An 18,707-nucleotide genomic window follows, 5' to 3' on the forward strand; every position below is an offset into this window, starting at 1 on the left:
CACATTTATTTCCTCCTCGTGTGTCGTTCATAGATTACATTTCCATCCGCCACCGTTATGAAGAAAACGTTCTTTTCCTCCAGACCCTGCTCGGCTATATTACAAACTTGCAAGCAGCCGCTTGAGCACAACAGCCGATTCGGCGCGTGTCGTATGTCCCTTGGGCGCAAGCAAGTAAGCCGATCTGCCTTTCATTAACTTCGCTTGCACGGCTACGGATAAGGACGACCTCGCCCATCCACTGATGGAACCGTCATCGGAGTATGAAGGCAGCTTTCCTTCTTTCAACGTTTCCGGCTTCACGCCAAGAGCGTAAGCATTTGCACGGACAAGCATAACCGCCATCTCCTCACGGGTGATTTCCTTCTCCGGTTCAAATGATTCGGCGGAAGCTCCCTTAACGATACCGGCTGCGTAAGCTTTTTTTACCGAATCCTCGTACCATGCTCCTTTTTTCACATCCTTGAATGGATTGCCAGAGCCCTCCTTGAGTTTAAGCGCACCCGCTAGCATCATCGCGAATTGCGCTCTAGTCACCTTGTCGTTCGGCGCGAACCTATCCATGCTCATGCCGGAAACGACGCCACGATCCACCATCTCCATGATGTCGGCCTTCGCCCAATGTCCAGAAATATCTGCGAACAGCTTCATAAACCTTGTCGCGATATTTGGGGAGAGCGTCTGACTCTTTAAATTCTGATCGACGATTTTCATGGCCGTCCACTTCACCTGGGAAGTGCCGGCCTTTTTGGCCTTGAAAGTCATCGTCGTAATATCCAGCTTCCCTTTTTCCCCTTTGACCTTACCAATTTTGGTATGCGCGAACGTTATTTCCCCATTTTTCACGATTGGTGACACAGAGAATCCTTCGATGTCGGTCTCCGCTTTGACCAGCTCCAATCTCTCAGGGTCAAAGGCCAACTTTGCCTCGTACGCGTACAAATCTTCGATTTGCTCTCCGGACAATGTGATCGTAAACTGACTATTTGCCGACTCCACCATCGATGCCTTCAGCTTAAAATCCAAGGCATTTTGCGCGGAGGCAGGAGTTAACCAGATCATCGAGCAGATGGAAACCGCAAATCCATACATCATAAATTTTCGTATCATCGTCATCGTCCTTTTCGAGTTAGTCCAATTGCCATGGCCCTTTCTCCATACAAAAAGATACAATTTGTAACACAATATTAAAGGGGCTGCTCCAAACTTGATAAGATCGTTCCCCGCTTTTAGATATCAAAGGGGAGAACGATCCTCTCAAAAAACAGACTTCCTATCTACAACATAATCCGAACTTAACCTGTAATAAGTCGTGCGATTTCTGCAAGATCTTCAACATCGATTTTGCCGTCCTTATTAACATCCGCTTTCTCGTTCCAATTTGGATCAGTCGAGACTTTACCGTAATTCGCCGCTACGATAGACAAGTCGCCGATGCTAACTTTGCCATCTCCGTTCAAGTCGCCATGTGTAACGACTATACCCGCTTCTACTTTAACCTCTAAGGAATCCGTCTCTGCTGCATACTCTGTACCTTCGGCGTCAGCGAACGTAAATGATTTGACCCCAATCTTGCCGCTCTTCTCCACATCCTTAGCGACGAATTGAAGTTCAATTATGGTTGCATCGCCTTGAATGCCATGCTGAGCCCCTTCCGCAGCCGCCAAAATACGTACCTGTCCCGGAACGTCGCTGACTGTTTTCACAATGTTTAAGCCAGAGAGAAGCGATTCAGCCTTCACAAACTCGAACGCTTCGGCGTCGAATTCAATAACGATGTCTTGCGCGTAAGTTGCTTTCTCTATGTTCTCCATGCCAAGCCCTATCTTAAATGATTGACCTTTTTCCACTTTATCCGGTCCGTTCAGCACTGCTCTTTCACCCTCGACAACGATATCCTCCTTGTAGCTGTCGTTGTCGGTAAGTCTCATCTTAACTGTATTGCTGTAACCCGAAGGAACGGTAATATAGGTTTCATAATTGCCCCAATCCACGTCATCGTAGGCCCACTGGTTATTAATCATCATCGCGATACTTTTTGTATCATCACTAATAGGCATAAACGCATCCACGACTACATAATCGCTTTTCACAACGACTTTGATCGTATGCTCGCCGTTTGAAAGCCCTGTTTTTGTATACAGCAGTTGCTGGTAATTTTTGCTTGCCGTATTCAGGTTCAAATTTTCTTCAACCAAATCTCCGTCAAGATAGATATCGATCGTACCCAAATTTTTGTTCTTAGGTCCAATGAAGCTTATGCCCGTTCCTGTAAACTTGTATTCAGCGTATGCGCCTGCCGAATTGCTGAATGTTTCCGTTCCTCCGTAATCTCCACCATCATCATAATTTGACCATGTTCCGCTATATGTGATGGAAGCATCCCTATCGTCAACCATTTTTTTGTTGATTTCCATCCTCACGGCAGCCGTACCGTCAGATTCTGCCCTTATTCGGCTAGTAGAGTCTGATAGAATAGCGGAAGCGTAATAAATATATTCCTTCTGGCTTCTGAAATCATTTGTTCCGCGATCGCCTAAATCGTCGCTTCCGTAGAGGAAGAAGTCCTTCATATCCTGCGACCAGGACCAGGTTGGCTTGACCCTGTAAGTGTCGTCGTTCCCGCTTACTTTGTTCGCGATTCCCGTCGCTCTTCCGATATGGTCGGACGGATAAGCGGACCATAAGCCCTTCCGATCCCAGCTCAATCGATCGACTGAACTCGATACGTCATAGATAACACCAGTTTCTTTGGCCCCCGCAATCGGATTTGTAATTTTGTACCCGGTCGTCACAAGTCCCGCACCATCTATCTTGATCGAAAATGTAACGCCCATGGAGCCGTATGCTCCGGAAATCCCGATAACCGCCTCATTTCCTTGTACCGCATGGGTGATGTCCGAAAGAGTCCAATTCGGTAGAGCTACTGGAGCCAGGTTGATTCTTGGTCCGCCTACGATGACGGTTTCTTCGTTGTAAGAGCCGCTGGTTATTTGGCCCGTTGTTTTGTTGAATACGATGCTGAAGTTGGAGCCGGTTACCGTAATGTTTGAATCGTCTTCGGATACGGATGGAGCAGCGCCTTGAGCGGTAGAGAAGGTTTTATCCAACCCCCCGATTGGCAAATTGTATTCATCTATCAATTTAGATGACTGATTATAGACTTGAATATTCAAAATTTCGCCGACTTTCCAGTTGCGCGCCGGTATGACGAGCGTACCGTTTCCATGCGGCTCTATGTTTAGGTCGGCAATTTTGCCTGAATCCTCGCCTACACGCCAATGAAAGGCAACTTCATTCAAGTTGGTATGATCAAACCAGTTTTTTATTGGGATATTGAGCATTTGACCGCTGCCCGGATTGTCTACAGCCGCATCCGTTATGCGTATTGGAGAGTATGCTTTTTTGGTCAGCCAGAATTCAGGCTTTTCCCTTCTCCAGCCGTCAATGATTCCCCATCCTCCGTAACCACCGCTCCAGTTTTTAACCGGCGACATAAATACTTCGTCAGGAGACGCCCATATCGCTCCTCCAAGTGCCCCCTTCTTCGTGAACATGTTTTCCCAGAATAGCTTGATGCTTTCTCCCCAGAAGTTTCTGACATTCGGATCTCGTTGCTGGGTACCCGTATTATAGTTATTTACATGGGCAAATTCGTCGTGCAATGTAGGTTGCGTGGTCGTTGGCCCCAAATTGCCATTATAAGCAGGATAATGCGAGCTGCTAATATCAGTAGCCCCGTTCGCCCAGCTTACGATGGTCAGTCTTGTAGGATCTTCCGCTTTCACATATTCAAGTTCTTTTGCAAAATTGATTCCCCAACTCGTTTCATTGCCCAATGACCAAATGATAATGGACGGATGGGACTTATCCTTTTCAATCATCTCGGAAAATTGGTTCATATATTCATCTGTGTAGTTCGGATCGGATACTGAATTCGGATTCACGTCCCATTCTCCGCCCTGCCATACGACGGCGGTTTCCGATTCCACGTAAATGCCATACTTGTCGGTTGCATCAAGGAAAGCATCCGATTTTGGATAATGAGAGGTTCTGATGTGATTAATGTTGGCTTCAGCAAATTTGGCTACCGTTGCTTCATCAATTTCATCGTTTGTAGCGCGTCCCAATAATGGATGCACATCATGCGCATTGACGCCTCTCAGCTTGATCTCCTTGCCGTTTACGAATACCTGATTTCCGTTCTTAACTACTTCCCTGAATCCAATATTTTTCGTCATGGTCTGTAGGGTAGATCCCTCAACCTCCAACTCAGCCGTCAGGATATAAAGATTGGGATGCTCCGCATCCCATTTCTTAGGGGCGGCCACGGGAATTTCTACGGTACCCTCGGCATTAGAAGTTGTAAGGTCGATTGTACTAGGGCTTAGCGCAATGGCATTCCCTTGAGGATCCTTCAAGCTAAGATTGAGCTTGGCGCTGCTTGCGCCGCCAAAGTTCACCGCCCCCGTAACCTTCAGCGTCGCGTCTCTATAGGTCGCATCAAAATCCGTAGATGCATGAAGACGGGTTGCATAGTTTTGAGGCAAAGCGATAAGCTTAACATTTCGCAATATGCCTAAAACATTATGTTTGGCATATTGATTTTCATTGGAGATATCATCCGACTTGCTCGTGACGCCCACCGTAATCGTGTTCGCTTCCCCGGCCTTCACATACTTGGTAATATCCGCATCCCAGGCAGTAAAGCCGCCGGTATGTTCTCTGACAAGTTCCCCATTAACCCATACTCTCGCATAGCTGTATACCCCTTCGAATCGAAGGATAACCGTTTTGCCTTCGTAATCTGCAGGAACGTCAATCTCCTTTTTGTAAGGGTATTCATGATTCAGTTCAACATCAAAGTTTTGCATATAAGCTTCGCCTGGTACCTGAATGTCATCCCACGAGGATGAATCAACCGATTTTTCCCAAAAATTAGCCGGATTCGACATGGTGAATTTCCAGGTTCCGTTCAAACTAATGACTGGATTCTGGGTACCGGTCACCGAAGACGGAATCGGAACGATCTGCGACCTCGGCCATACTGTGTTGGCTTCTGCGGATTGAGGAGCAAGTTGCAAGATGAATGTAGAGAGCATGATAGCGATTAATGAAATACTCAATCTTTTTTTTATTTTCATGACGATTCTCCTTTGGTTATTGAATGACCTCAGAATAGCTTCATTTTGATTCTCCCCTTGATGTAAACTTCAAATGCGAGCTTTCACCTCCCTTCCGAACGAATCAAAATACCTCTCGCCATGATGAAAGGCATCCCGTAATTATTGAAATAAGTTCTTGAATTTATGGTACAAAAATGGGATTTAATAGATTCATTTTTCAAAAAAGTTCGGCCTGTGATCTGTTTTGTTCTTCTATGGAACAAAACAGATCACAGGCCGATTCATATTCATCCATGATAAGCGGTTAAGCTCCCCTTAAGGGGTAACCACCACCCTGTCGGCCGTTTATAATGATTCAGCTCTTTGCAATTGAAGTCTCCACCTACCTTCAATGCGAATCAAGTATCGCTCGCTTATCAACCTTTGATACCCGATGATAATATCCCCTCGATGATGTAACGCTGCAAAGCAAAGAACAAAATAACAACCGGCATGATCGCCACGACGGAACCGGCCATTACCATTTGGAATTCAGCAGAATGCTCGCTCATAAAACTCGTAATGCCGAGCTGCAGCACCCAAAGCGATTTATCGTTCGTTACGATAAGCGGCCACACGTAATTGTTCCAGTTCCAGATAAAAACGAGAATTCCAACCGTAGTAAAAATCGGCTTCGAAGTAGGCACAATCAGTCTGAAAAATATGCCGATTAAACCAAGCCCGTCGATTCTCCCGGCTTCTTCCAGCTCTTTCGGAAAATTCATATAAAATTGACGCAGCAGGAAAATCGAAAACGGATGGGCAATCGCGATGACGATGATGCCCCAAAGATTGTTAATGAGCCCAAGCTCCCGAATAATCATGAACAACGGTATCATGAACGTCGCGAACGGAATCATCATGGAACCTAAGACGAATAAAAAAATCATATTGCGTCCCGGAAAGTACAGCCTTGCCAGTGCGTAGGCGGCCATCGCGTTAACGAGCACGGACAAGAAAACAATAGCGACAGTTACATATAAAGTATTGACCAAGTACACGTCGAAGTTAAAAGAGTTGAACAACCTCGCGAAATTATCAAAGTGGAGCTGTTGTGGAAGAATATTAGGCGGATACTGATTAAAGTCGTCAAGCGACTTGAGCGATCCTGACACCATCCATAGAGTAGGCACAAGCGAAACTATCGAAAATACAATTGCTATCAGAAGCAAGAAAGGTCGTTTAGTTCTCATATCTATCTTCTCCTATTGATTGACTGATTGATTAACCCGAAATAGTTTGACTTGCAAGATCGTGAGCAAGAAAACAAGCAGGAACAGTAGGAACGATATTGCCGAAGCGTATCCGAGTCTCAATTCGCCAAAGCCAAGATTGTAGATGTACAGCACCGTAATTTCGGTCGACCTTGCCGGTCCGCCCTTCGTCATCAGAAGGAACAGGTCAAAAAATTGGAACGCATTAATGATATTGACGATAAAAACGAAAACCATTGCATTTTTCATCTGTGGCACGGTAATCCGCCAGAACGAATGCCAGCGGTTGGCCCCGTCTATATACGCCGCCTCGTAGTAATCGACCGGTATATCAAGCAGCCCAGACAGCATAATAAGCATGTAGAAACCGACCGACGTCCAGAAAAAAACATTGATGAGACCGAACCACGAACCTTCTGTCGTCCCCAGCCAAGATACGGGGTCAAAGCCGAAGAAGCCAATAACATAATTCATCAGCCCTGACGGAGCCGATTCGAGAATGAAACGGAACAGAAGCACGCTAATAACCGTCGAGATTAGGTTCGGAAAAAAAAACACTGTACGGAAAAAGTTGCTCCATCTGCCTAGATGGCGAACGATCAGCGCGAGACAGAACGAAAAAACAAAGACGAGCGGCACGGCGATGGAAGCATAAAAAACCGAACGCCTCAGCGAGTTCCAGAAATAATCATCTTCCGCTAGCCGAATGTAGTTGCCGAGACCGATAAACTTCTTGCCGCCAAGCAGATTCCAATCGTGCAAGCTAACAAAAAATGCATACATGGACGGTAAAAAGACGAACGCAAGCAGCAGAAGCATCGCAGGGAATAAAAATAAATAAGCCGTCCATTGCTCCTTGCCGAATCTCTTGAGTTTGTTCATGCTATCCCTCTATTCTGTGTGCAAGCGCGGCGGCATGCTGCCGCGCTTGCTTGCCCTTTTTGTAAATTTATTTGACGAGTGCTTCTTCAACTTTTTTATTTGCGTCTTTCACGATTGAATCGATATCACGGTCCATAGAGAATAACGCTTCCTGCACAGCGTCATTCGTTGCTGTCACCACTTCAGGCGGTAAAGACAGATCCTTTCGTCCAAGCGGTACAACCGAATCTACCCAATCCTTGTATAGCGGTTTTTCGTAAATGTCCTTTTTCGCTTCCAGCACCGTTGTGCGCGGTGCAAGATGAAAGCCTCCAACCGTATTGAATTGACCCATACGGTCCGTCCCCTCGAGCCAGAACCAGCTAATAACTTCCTTAGCCTCTGCCAGCTTTCCTTTGGAATTGACCATCATGTTCCAACCCCCTAACGTAGCCGTCTGTTTTCCTTGCGCGTCTACTGCGGGGTATGGCAGCAAGCCGATGTTTTTACCCGACTTTTCAATCGATGGAGTCGCCCAAATGCCGCAAAGCTGCATAGCCGTTTTGCCGCTGAGCAAATAGTTGATATCCCAGCTATCGGTTTGAAGCGTTGTATAGATGGAACCGTCAGTCGCCAAATCACGATATAATTGAAGTGCTTTGCGGGTAGCATCGCTGTCATAAGCTGACTTGGTTCCGCTTTCATCAAGAACATCGCCACCTGCCGCCCACAAGAACGGCCAGAACTCGTAATTTTGATAACCGCCGCGAACCGGGCTGATTGTTAAGCCTTTTCGTTCCGGCGTCGTCAATTTTTGGGCAGCGTCGCGAAGTTCGGCCCATGTCGTTGGCGGCTGAATATTCACCTCAGACAATACGTCTTTATCGTAATACAATCCTATTGCATCGATGACAAATGGCACCCCGTACAGTTTTCCGTCGATGGTATTACCGGCCAAAGCCTTTTCGTTGAAATCTTTGCGTACCTCTCCTGAGATCAGGTCGTCCAGCGGAGCGGCGATACCCGAGGTTACGTATTTGGTAAAGTCTGCGGCATCCATTTCGAAGAGATCCGGGCCGTCTCCGCTCGCGAACGCGGTGCTCAGCTTGGAATAGTAATCCTGTACGCCGCCCGCAACGATCGTCGTCTCTAGCTTGATCCCGCTTTGGCTCTGATTAAATTCCTCCGTCCAGCTGTTGAGAAAATCGACGGCCTCCTTCTCTCCGTATTGGTGATACCAAGCTTTGATGACGACCGGATTCCCTTTGCTTGCTCCTTTATTACCCTCTGATTCCGTAACAAGGTTGGAGTTGCTGCTGCAGCCTGCTAAGATCATTAAACTAAGAAGGAAGACAATGTTTGCTTTCACCCATTTTCTAGTTCTCATTCCTTGTTCACTCCCCTATTTTGGTCGACCCCTACAATAACCTGAAAATAGCATTTGTTACTTAATCAGGTAGGTTGTCAAGTCTATTATCATCGTAATATGGATGTATATTTCCTACAAGAGACGTAAATATTCGAAAAAATCCTTGAATTTACGCTCTTACGTATAGGTATTGCTCGTATTTTGTTGATAGTGGTATAATGAGGGCGCTTTCACAATCCGAATGCAGAGCAGGTGATGTATCATAGCCAGGTCGTTATCATCAGGTCTGCCATGGAAACAATTAAAGCACCAACTATCGTTGGGAGGCATCGCGCTCGTAATCGTGTCCATGGTTGTCCTAACCTACGCAACCATTCAGCAATCGACCCGCACGATTCAACACAACTCCTATAAATACATTAATCTTGCGCTTGATCAAACCGGCTCAAATCTCAATCGGTTCCTTCAGCTTGCCCATGATACGACGAACAACGCCGTCGGAAATAAGCTGCTGCAGAAAGCATTAATTGATGCCAAACGTACCGGTTCAGTCAATCCTCTTAAATTCAGCTCAATACGAGATTTGCTTAACGTAGCGTTCGTGGATACAAATGTCGTCTCGTATATGGAGCTTCATTCCTTGCAGAACGAAACCGTAGCCTCCGGCATTTGTTTTCAAACCATTACTACGGATACCTTGAAACTCGGCGCGGAAGCGTTAGACGGCGCCTCGTATTGGTCAGTCACCGAAACACCGCTTTGTCAAGCCAGTACACCGTTTACGCTTAGCGGAACGCGTGAAGTGATGAACCTGCAAAGGCCTAACGAAGTATTAGGCTACCTAACCTACACGATCGATTCGAAAGATATTATAGATATATTGCAAAGCGGTAATGAATCGCAGTTGACGTCGATGATATTGGTTAGCGACAGCGGCGAAGCTATCATAAATCATTTACACGAAAAAAATCGCGAACAAATAAAAACATTGTTCGCAAGCCAGCCTACCCTTCCAGATATCCTCCGACAGCATAGCGGATACTTGGATCACGGCTACTTGTTCACGTCTTATGAAGTTCCGAATACACGTTGGCTTCTTGTCGCAATTACCCCGCAAAGTGAATTGACGCGAGGCTTGGGCAAGGTTTATTATACGAGCCTTTGGGTGGGGGCCTTGCTCATCTTGGCTACAATCGTCTTTTCGACTCTGTTTGCTTCGTTTCTTACGCGTCCTATAAGAAACATCATCAGCAAGATGAAGCTAGTTGCATTCGGTAATTTTAAAGTAAAGATAGAGCGACAACGCTTTTTCAATCAAGAGAGTGAGCAGCTTGCCCAGAACTTTACATACATGGTTGAAAACTTTCGATATTTAGTGCAGGAGGTGTACGAGAAGCAGGACTTGGAGCGCAAAGCAACGCTGCGGGCGCTGCAGGCACAAGTCAATCCCCACTTTCTCTATAACACGCTCGATAACATTTTTTGGGGATTGGAATCGGAGGGCAAATCGAAAACCTCGCAGGTCATTTTGGATTTATCACAGATGCTACGGTATGCGCTTAATCCCAACACCTCTATGACCACGCTGGATGAGGAATTAAGCCATATTAAGCGGTATATTTCGATCATTCAATACCGATACCCCGGGCGTTTCCATACCTATTTCAACGTCCCGAAGGAGTTGCTTAATTGCACTATTCCGCGGCTGCTCATTCAGCCTCTCATCGAGAATGCAATCACTTACGGCATTGAGCCGAAGAAATCGGCAAAGGAGCTTCGCATCGATGCCCTTCTAAGCCAGGACAACGTGACGATCGTCATTTCCGATGACGGTGCGGGCATTCCGGAGGAGAAGCTGAGATCGCTGCTCAAAAAGAAGCGGATTACGCACGATCGTCAGGCAGAAAAGGGGCTTGGATTGCTTAACGTACATGACCGGCTCCGGCTTCACTATGGCGAAGCGTATGGAGCAGAAATCAAAAGCGAGCTCGGTGTTGGCACAAAAATAACAATTACGTTCCCTTGCACGATTTTGAAAGGAGCCAATGCCAATGAACGTTGCTAGAGTTGTCCTCATTGACGACGAAATCAATATCCGCCAAGGCTTGCGCCGCATCATCGACCGATCGCCGTTGTTCCGGATTGTGGCCGAATTCCCCGATGGGAGCGAAGCACTGGAATGGCTGAATGCCAATAGCACGGACATCGTTCTCTCCGACATACGGATGCCTGGAATGGATGGCATTGCGGTATGCGGTGAAATAACAAGCAAGTGGCCGCACGTAAAGGTCATTCTGCTTACTGGACACGCGGAATTCGATTATGCCTATTCGGCGATCAAAGCAGGCGTTATGGATTATATTTTAAAGCCATGCGACCCCGTGATTATTATTGAAACGCTGACTCGCGCTTCGAAGGCCATCGACAATGTATCCGCAGCTGGTAGTTCCGCCGAAGTTGGTGCAGGCGGCGAAGTGCATAGTGCCAAATACGGCATCCTGTCCACGAACCCCTGGGTCATGTCGGCGGTGCAATTTGTTGAAGCCAACTACGAAAAAGAACTCACCGTCCGCGACATCGCTAGCCGCGTTCATTTGAGTTCTTCTTATTTCAGCACATTATTTAAGGAGGAAACAGGTCACAGCCTAAGTCATTTAATCCACATAGTTCGGATCGAACGAAGTAAGGGATTGCTCGCCGAACTACACTACAAAAGTTATGAGGTAGCTGAGCTAGTAGGCTACAAGACGTTTCGCCACTTTAACGAGATTTTCAAGACCATGGTCGGACAGACGCCATCCGAATACCGGCGCACACTTGGGGCTCATTCCGCGATTTAATGAATCTTCACGTGTTCCTTCACCGACGTCATCATATCCACAATATGCGCCTTCATGATCTCTCTTGCCTGCTCGGCTTGACGTTCCAACATGGCTATGGCAATTAGATTATGATAGCTCGCCGCTTTGCCTCTCATATTCGGAAGCTTGTTCGTCTCCCGCCTTCCGGCGGCAGACAAATCGGTGACAGCTGCCAGCATTTGGGCAAGAACCGGGTTGTCCGCACCCTCCGCAATCAATTGATGAAATCGCAGATCGGTTGTAAAGAAGTCTCCTCCTCCGATCATTTGCGCTTCCATTGTCTCGGCAAGCTCCTTTAGCTGCTTCACCTGCGAAGGAGTCGCCCGATGCGCGCAGAAGTAAGCGAGCTCGGGCTCCAACACTAATCTTGCTTCAAGCAGTTGGAGCAACGAGCTGTTCCCCATCTCGCGCAACTTATGTCCAGCATCCCCGAGCAGCCCCGGTTCGTTGCTGACGAATATGCCTCTTCCATGTTCGATGCTAATAATTCTCTGGCTCTCAAGAATGCGAAGCGCTTCCCTCACGGCCGTCACACTAAGCGAAAATTCTTCGGCGAGCTCCTTCAGTGTAGGCAAACGAGTCCCCGGTTTCCAGACTCCCGATTCGATATGTGCTTTCATCTGCTCGAGAATCGATTCATGTGCAAGTTTCTTCAAAGTGGCACTCTTCTCCTCATTCATCTTGACTTTGTCCCCATCATACCGTACGGGCAGTGGAAAGATCAATGCATCCAAGAGTCCTTATCTATTCTAAGCCTTCCAGTAGGCTCCGAACTCATTCATAAAACTATCGATTTGTTCTAGCTCCTGTTTATCCATTCCATATGCCGGTGTTCTGCAGTAGTCGGAGGCAATTAGCCCTCGTCTGTACAAAATGATTTTTTCAGCTTTAATAATTAATTCTACCCCTTGCATCCAGTAAGAAATGTACGGTAGCAATCGATGAAACAAGCTCAAAAACGCCTTATGGTCCACTTGATAGAGTTGCAGCAGCTCCACATACACCTCAGAGAACGAACATCCGGGTTGGATGCCGCTTGCCCCCCGCATAAGCACATCAGGCATTTGTACGCCGGCGTACCCAACCAAAGCACCAAGCCTTCCATTCGAGCTTTCCAGCAATTGCCCTACGTAACGGCCCGGAGGTTGCGTTTCGACTTTGATTGCCTGCAAATTATCGTGCTGCTCCTTTAGCCGAACGAACACATCAGGCGACAGCCTTACACCTGTCTGACTCGGCGCGTATTGAACGATAACCGGAATCGAGACGGCGCTAACGACTCTACGAATATGTTCCATAATTGCATGCTCCGATGGTTGGAGGAAAAATGGCGGCAGCAGCATAAGCGCATCCGCCCCCTGCTGCTCTGCTAGCTTCGCCCTGTATTCCGCAACTTCAGCGCAGTGATCTGTCACGGAGATCATGCTAGCCACAGTCGGATGCACTGACGTTTCCGCTAGCAGAATCCGTTGCATCGTTTTTTTCTCTTCATCGGTCAGCTTATAAAATTCCGTTGCCAAGCCGAACAAAGTCAATCCAGAAATACCAGTGCCAAGCAAATGCCGCACTAAATGCTGAAAGCTGTCTTCATCTAGAAGACCGTTGTGGGTAAAGGTCGCGGCTGCGATCGGTACAATGCCCGAAATCGATTTCCCCATTGCTCATTTTCCTCCTTCAATGTGTGTGGAGCAGCCCCACTAATGAGCTTAATCTTGCAACAGCGCCGTACGGCCGCCATCCACTACATAAGTGGTACCCGAGGCAAACGCCGCATAAGAACTGGCAAGAAACGCACAGAAAGCACCGATCTCCTCAGTCGTTCCGAGGCGCCCAACGGGATGCCGTCGTTCCGTCTCCGCCCGTTCCGCTTGCGGGTCGGGAAAGGATTGGAACCATGAATCATTGCCAAGCGTGTCAATAAATCCGGGAGCGAGGCCAACCGTCCGAACAGAAGGTCCCCACTCGATCGCAAGGCTGCGAACGAGTCCCGTGAGCGCAGTTTTGGCTACATTGTAAGGGAAGCAGCCAGCTATTGTCAAAATGGCATGATTCGACGTCATAATGATGATCACACCGTTTCTGCTTTGCTCCAGATTTGATTTGCAGCATTGGCTAATAAACCAATGGGATCTCAGATTGAGATCCATATTATGCTGCCATAAATCCGCATTGCAGTCCGTCGCATTAGCAAACACGTTAGCCCCGGCATTCGAAACGAGAATATCAATTCCTCCAAGTACCTCAGCCGTCTGCCTCACGAAATGGCGAACCGCCTCGTCGACGGTGATGTCTACCTCCAAAAACAGGCTTGGCTTCCCCGATTCATGCTGCTCCTTTTGGAAGTGCTCCCATGCCGGGCTGCTCTTGCGTGCGCAGCCTGCGATTGTAGCCCCTGCCTTGGCTAGCATGCGTGCCGCCCCTAACCCGATACCTCCGGATACGCCCGTCACGATAGCGACTTGGCCGCTCAAATCAATGTTAAGTGTCATTTGGTAATCTCCTTATCTTCTAGCTTCTTGAATTAGCTGCGCGAACGTTCTTGCCGTATCTCTCAACTCCTCGAACCGTCCGGCTTTAATAGCATCTTTTTTCACTAAATGGCCACCAACCCCGACGGCAACGGCCCCGTTTCGTATGAACTGCGCCACATTATCCATCGTCACCCCTCCAGTCGGCATCATCGGGATATGTCCCAAAGGCCCTTGAAGCTCTTTGATATAATCGACCCCAAGCGCATTGCCAGGAAATACTTTGATCAAGTCAGCCCCCGCTTTATGGGCCATTACGATTTCGGTTGGGGTCATCACTCCCGGGATCGAGATCTTACCATATTTGTTCGTTAACCGGATAGTGTCAATATCCAAGATGGGAGAGAATATGAAATCGGAGCCGGCAAGAATAGCCTGTTTCGCTGTATCCGCGTCTAAAACAGTGCCGGCCCCCACCAATGCGCGCTCTCCTAATTTTTCTTTCAAAAGGGCAATCAAATCGAAAACGCACGGCGTGTCTACCGTAATTTCCAAAGCGCCTACGCCGCCTTCAACCAATGCATTTGCGATATGCAGAGCATCTTGGGGCTTAGGACGGCGAATAACGGCGACAATCCCCGATTCTTTGAGCTTCTGCAATTGAACCGATTTTATCATTGCGGTACCTTCGCTTTCTACCTATTTACATCTCGCTCGGACAGGCTTCTATCCATATAACGCACAACTTCCTCATTCATTGGCGATCCTTCGTTATCTCCATGAACGCTGAACGTAATGAGGTCCATAGATTTCATAAGCCGAATTTCCGTTTAAACATAGAACCCTTGTCTTGCTTCCCGAACACCCGGATGCGCTTCCATAGCTTCTTCGACCAAATCAACGCCAAGTCCCGGACGGCGCGATAGCACAAGATGTCCTTGCCTTACTTCAATCGGATGATCGATCACTTCGTCTCTCCATGGAACATCATTGAACATAAATTCCTGCCTGAAGAAGTTCGGAACCGAAGCGCAGACATGAGCGCTCGCCAGCGTAGAGAGTGGACCGTTAGGGTTATGCGGTGCCAATTGCACATTGTAAGCTTCCGCCATCGTCGCCATTCGTTTCATCTCGGATGGGCCGCCGCATCGCGTAATGTCCGGCATTATAATATCGACCAATTGCTTCTCGAGAATCGGACGTATTCCGTATCTGGTATAGTGGCGTTCCCCTACGCAAATCGAAACCCGAGGATTTAGCCTTTCACGCACGGCCTTTAATGTTTCGGCGCTTTCGGGTCCTACAGGCTCTTCATACCACGTAATATCCAATTCCGCAAGCTTGTCTGCCATCGTGATTGCCGTTTTAAAGTTCAACATGGCATGTGTTTCGATCATCATATCCATTTCGTATCCTACCGCTTCGCGAACGGCTTTCGTGACTTCATATGCTCTCTGCTGAAGCTCTGGTGTCAAAGAAAGATTGCTGGACAAGTCCTCTCCGTATAAATAGTTGGTGTGAGCAAAAGGATCGAACTTCAGCCCTCCGAAGCCAGCTTCTTTCACTTTGAGAGCTTGTGCCGCATAATCATCCGCATTATGGCCGCCGCCCGTAAACCAGTAATTCGCATAAAGCGGAATCTCCGTGCGGAACGCTCCGCCGAGCAGCTCGTAACATGGAACGCCAAGTACTTTTCCTTTTAAATCAAGCAGCGCCATGTCAATTCCGCTAATCGCGCATAGGCTTGCTCCGTATGGTCCCACCCAGTTCAAATCGCGATACAATTTCGTCCAAATAAAATCGGTTTTCATCGGATCAAGACCGATGATTCGTTCGCCCACATGCCTAGCGGCAGCTTCGACAATCGGGCTTCCCGGCCAGTTCGTCGCTTCCCCGACCCCCGTGTGGCCTTCGTCGGTATACACTTTGATCATCGTCCAATTGTATTTGATGCCTTCAACCAACCATACTTTTACGTCCGTAATTTTCACCTTGAAAACCTCCATTTTTTTAATGATCATATCTTTATGTTGATATGATATGATGTATTTTTCTTGGTGTCAATCCTTGTTTTTTACACAATAAAATCAACGATCCTATCGATATCCTATAATGTTCTTCTGTTAGCATTAGTGCTAAAACATAAGTTAAGAAAGCCGCATTCACAAAGAGGCCATAAAGCAGTGTTTCAAACTGCCTTACAGCCTCTTCGATTTAGTTAAAGATGCAACTCTAACCATTGCTATGTTCATGGATAACAAATAAATGACAACACAAAGCCCCTAAGAAGCCGCTATCCAGTTTCTGTTCTGGACGGATAACTCCATGCTCCACTTGCTGTCGGACAGTGCAATATTCTCAGCCCTACCATTAGGCAGCCCTTCCTCCCAAGTCATCCAATATCCAATCTTGGCTTTTATTCACTTCTATCAATCGTGCAGATCGTGCTATAATTCCAAAAAAGGAGTGATATCATTGAGTGGTTTCTTAATTGTTGTCATTATTTTTGCAGTGTTATTTGGTTTTTTCAAAAAGAAGAAGAATTGATTCAATATTCAGCGAATGTTAGTCCGAACAGCCTCATTTGCCCGTCCGCTGAACCAGCGGCCACCTCGTTTATCCAAAGGATTTCGATCTTGATTTGCCCAGCTTCATCCAATGCTTGCCGCTCTTCTTTATGCCTATGAGACAACGTTAACAGCTGTTAACTAAGCTTATAATACATAAAGGCTCTGCCACAGGTATTTACTCCCGGCAGAGCCTTCAATCTTTTTGTTAGATTCCTATGGCTTCATATCACCCATATGTTAGTGAATAAACCCGTAGTGATCCTCTTCACGATACTGGATGATGTTCATCGTTCTTCTCCTTTCTTGCTTTTTTAACATCTCCTATCCTACTCGCGCGATTGCCAGTTCCATAGCTGTACTTCACCAACCCTTATATCTCTGACCCACGGCTCCTCACGCAGCTTTAGCAGCTCTTTGACCGGGCCGGTAATAACTGCTCCATACAGCCTTACACCATTTTTTTCCACATAATTGATTGTGTGATCTAACTCTAGAAAAGGAGCTACTTTGGTTGAAATACCTTTATTTTTCTGTAGCATGTATAAGGTTTTCTTGAAGTAGCCATTCCTCTTTTCCCCGTCTCCATAGGATTCGAGTGATGGATAAGATCCTCCACTGGACACCACTTTTCCGAACCATCCCGTCTTTTCTTCTGAGTAAAAGTCCACCGTCATATCATCTGATTGCCAGATCGGAAAATATGGAAAACCCACTGGATTTGTAATGGCTCCACCGCTATCCACTTGCTTCGGATCAAGACCGGTATCCACCGCGAACCAGACTGGCTCCATGTTCTTATGCTCGAATTGCTTTAATAGCTCATCTGTCGAGAATAACCGGTCCAATGATAGATAAGCTTCTGCCACAGTTCCCTCTGGGAGCTTCTCGAGCTTTACCCACTCATTATGGTTAAAGCGCTCCTCTTCCCGGCGGTTAGTCTCCTGCTGTTCGCTTTGATTTGTTGGTTTATAATCGGGATGATAGAAAATACTATTGCCCCCTATAATGTTCCCCTGCCAAGTAATCTGCGGAGCCGAGGCTAGATTCAACAGAAACCGCATCGAAAAATCTGCTACAGCAATCTCTTCGTCACCAACTCTCTTATTCAGCTTACCTGTAAAGTCCATTGTAAAAAAAGCATTGCCTGTTCCATTCATATTGACCTTCAGATTGGGGTGGGAAACTGCGACTGCTGACTCCACAACATCCCGGTAAGCCTTCATCCGGTCCGGCGTGCCGCTCCCGTAAAATACACCAGTAATAATCATACTAATCACAGTCAGCACGAGTAGGACTGATAGTACCGTAAAGACATTCATCACCCGTGCCTTCCATTTGCCACGTCGGATAATAACGGCTTCTTTCAATGAAGGTATGCGATTACGCGTCGTCTGTCCATCCTCCCCCTCACGGGAAAGCTCCTGATCTGACTGTGTGACAACTTCCTCCAAATAAGCTTGATAAGCCTCCATCTTCTCCATTTCACGCTCTACTTCCTCACGCTCTTCATTAGTGAGCTTGCCATCAGCATAATCCTGTAACTTCCGTTTGAAATCCTCACTCATTCTGATCCCTCCCCCTTTCTATCCTGCCCCCGTACCGCTTGTCGTGCTCGAAACAGCAAAATCTTCACATGTGATAATCGGATATCCATAATGTCTGCAGCCTCCTGATACGTAAGCTGGTTAAAATCAACGAGCAGCATCGCCTGCTGCTGATTTTCCGGCAATCCGGATAGAGACCGCCCGATTTCGTGCCAACGCTCCTGACGCAACAGCTCATCCTCCGGGGTATGATGATCTGCGAGACGCTGAAAATAATCAGGGGTCTGCAGTGTTGTGCGGCTCTCCTTGCGCTTGTAATCCACATAAGCATTATAGGCAACCCGGAATAACCATGGCTTGATCTTCTCGTCATGACAATTTTCCAAATAAAGATATGCCCGGTAAAAGGTCTCCTGCATTAAATCTTCTGCCGTATGATGGTCGTAGCAGAGGGAACGCAAGTAGCGATAGACATCCTGCACATAAAGCTGGTAAATATCATCCAGATGGTTTCCCTTCATTTTCTCCCCCCTGCCCTAATCACGAATCAGACGAACTAAAGTTACAGTTTCAGTCAAAAAAACGGAAGTCGTCCAGAAGAATATAGTTGTGCAATTATCAAATGTTAAGAAATTGTCCTGGTTCATTCCGTTGT

General features: G+C 47.1%; 14 protein-coding genes. 2 read left to right on the forward strand and 12 right to left on the reverse strand.

Annotated features, from left to right (window positions below; translation table 11 throughout):
- Positions 1–99 precede the first annotated feature (99 nt).
- From AC0VYE_RS25340 to AC0VYE_RS25360, 5 genes are all read right to left on the reverse strand, one after another.
- Positions 100–1,110 carry an S-layer homology domain-containing protein gene (locus tag AC0VYE_RS25340; RefSeq protein WP_475443278.1) on the reverse strand — a complete coding sequence of 337 codons (1,011 nt, stop codon included), beginning with the start codon at positions 1,108–1,110 and terminating at the stop codon, positions 100–102.
- Positions 1,111–1,295: 185 nt separating this feature from the next.
- Positions 1,296–5,144 carry a glycoside hydrolase family 2 TIM barrel-domain containing protein gene (locus AC0VYE_RS25345; protein ID WP_475443279.1) on the reverse strand — a complete coding sequence of 1,283 codons (3,849 nt, stop codon included), beginning with the start codon at positions 5,142–5,144 and terminating at the stop codon, positions 1,296–1,298.
- A 398-nt stretch (positions 5,145–5,542) separates the two neighbouring features.
- Entirely contained in the window at positions 5,543–6,358 is an 816-nt protein-coding gene (locus AC0VYE_RS25350; RefSeq protein WP_475443280.1) for a carbohydrate ABC transporter permease, read from the reverse strand.
- A 12-nt stretch (positions 6,359–6,370) separates the two neighbouring features.
- Positions 6,371–7,261, reverse strand: coding sequence for a carbohydrate ABC transporter permease (locus AC0VYE_RS25355; protein ID WP_441880379.1), 891 nt, complete (start codon positions 7,259–7,261; stop codon positions 6,371–6,373).
- 67 nt (positions 7,262–7,328) lie between these two features.
- A complete protein-coding gene (locus tag AC0VYE_RS25360) occupies positions 7,329–8,627 on the reverse strand; it encodes an ABC transporter substrate-binding protein (RefSeq protein WP_475443281.1) in 1,299 nt (432 codons plus the stop codon).
- Positions 8,628–8,928: 301 nt separating this feature from the next.
- On the opposite strand from AC0VYE_RS25360, the gene AC0VYE_RS25365 reads away from it, so the two are divergent.
- Positions 8,929–10,674, forward strand: a complete 1,746-nt coding sequence (locus tag AC0VYE_RS25365; RefSeq protein WP_475443282.1) for a sensor histidine kinase — start codon at positions 8,929–8,931, stop codon at positions 10,672–10,674.
- Positions 10,661–11,449: a response regulator transcription factor gene (locus AC0VYE_RS25370; protein ID WP_475443283.1), complete on the forward strand. Its 789-nt coding sequence runs from the start codon at positions 10,661–10,663 to the stop codon at positions 11,447–11,449. Before AC0VYE_RS25365 ends, AC0VYE_RS25370 begins: the two co-directional genes overlap by 14 nt.
- Here AC0VYE_RS25370 and AC0VYE_RS25375 read toward each other — a convergent pair.
- The 7 genes from AC0VYE_RS25375 to AC0VYE_RS25405 all read right to left on the reverse strand — a co-directional run bounded on the left by AC0VYE_RS25375 (position 11,446) and on the right by AC0VYE_RS25405 (position 18,573).
- The gene (locus AC0VYE_RS25375; RefSeq protein WP_475443284.1) at positions 11,446–12,126 is read right to left on the reverse strand and encodes a FadR/GntR family transcriptional regulator; all 681 of its coding nucleotides are present in this window, start codon (positions 12,124–12,126) and stop codon (positions 11,446–11,448) included. The genes AC0VYE_RS25370 and AC0VYE_RS25375 overlap by 4 nt on opposite strands.
- Positions 12,127–12,219: 93 nt before the next feature.
- Positions 12,220–13,128, reverse strand: coding sequence for a dihydrodipicolinate synthase family protein (locus AC0VYE_RS25380; protein WP_475443285.1), 909 nt, complete (start codon positions 13,126–13,128; stop codon positions 12,220–12,222).
- A 48-nt stretch (positions 13,129–13,176) separates the two neighbouring features.
- Positions 13,177–13,959: an SDR family NAD(P)-dependent oxidoreductase gene (locus AC0VYE_RS25385; protein ID WP_475443286.1), complete on the reverse strand. Its 783-nt coding sequence runs from the start codon at positions 13,957–13,959 to the stop codon at positions 13,177–13,179.
- 12 nt (positions 13,960–13,971) lie between these two features.
- Entirely contained in the window at positions 13,972–14,616 is a 645-nt protein-coding gene (locus AC0VYE_RS25390; protein WP_475443287.1) for a bifunctional 4-hydroxy-2-oxoglutarate aldolase/2-dehydro-3-deoxy-phosphogluconate aldolase, read from the reverse strand.
- A 152-nt stretch (positions 14,617–14,768) separates the two neighbouring features.
- The gene (locus tag AC0VYE_RS25395) at positions 14,769–15,929 is read right to left on the reverse strand and encodes a mandelate racemase/muconate lactonizing enzyme family protein (RefSeq protein ID WP_441880365.1); all 1,161 of its coding nucleotides are present in this window, start codon (positions 15,927–15,929) and stop codon (positions 14,769–14,771) included.
- Between the two features lie 905 nt (positions 15,930–16,834).
- Positions 16,835–18,073 (reverse strand): anti-sigma factor, encoded by a 1,239-nt coding sequence (locus AC0VYE_RS25400; protein ID WP_475443288.1) that lies wholly within the window; start codon positions 18,071–18,073, stop codon positions 16,835–16,837.
- Positions 18,070–18,573 carry a sigma-70 family RNA polymerase sigma factor gene (locus tag AC0VYE_RS25405; protein ID WP_076267683.1) on the reverse strand — a complete coding sequence of 168 codons (504 nt, stop codon included), beginning with the start codon at positions 18,571–18,573 and terminating at the stop codon, positions 18,070–18,072. The genes AC0VYE_RS25400 and AC0VYE_RS25405 overlap by 4 nt, the downstream gene beginning before the upstream one ends.
- Positions 18,574–18,707 lie beyond the last annotated feature (134 nt).

It is taken from the genome of Pristimantibacillus sp. Z349TD_6, from assembly GCF_056173205.1.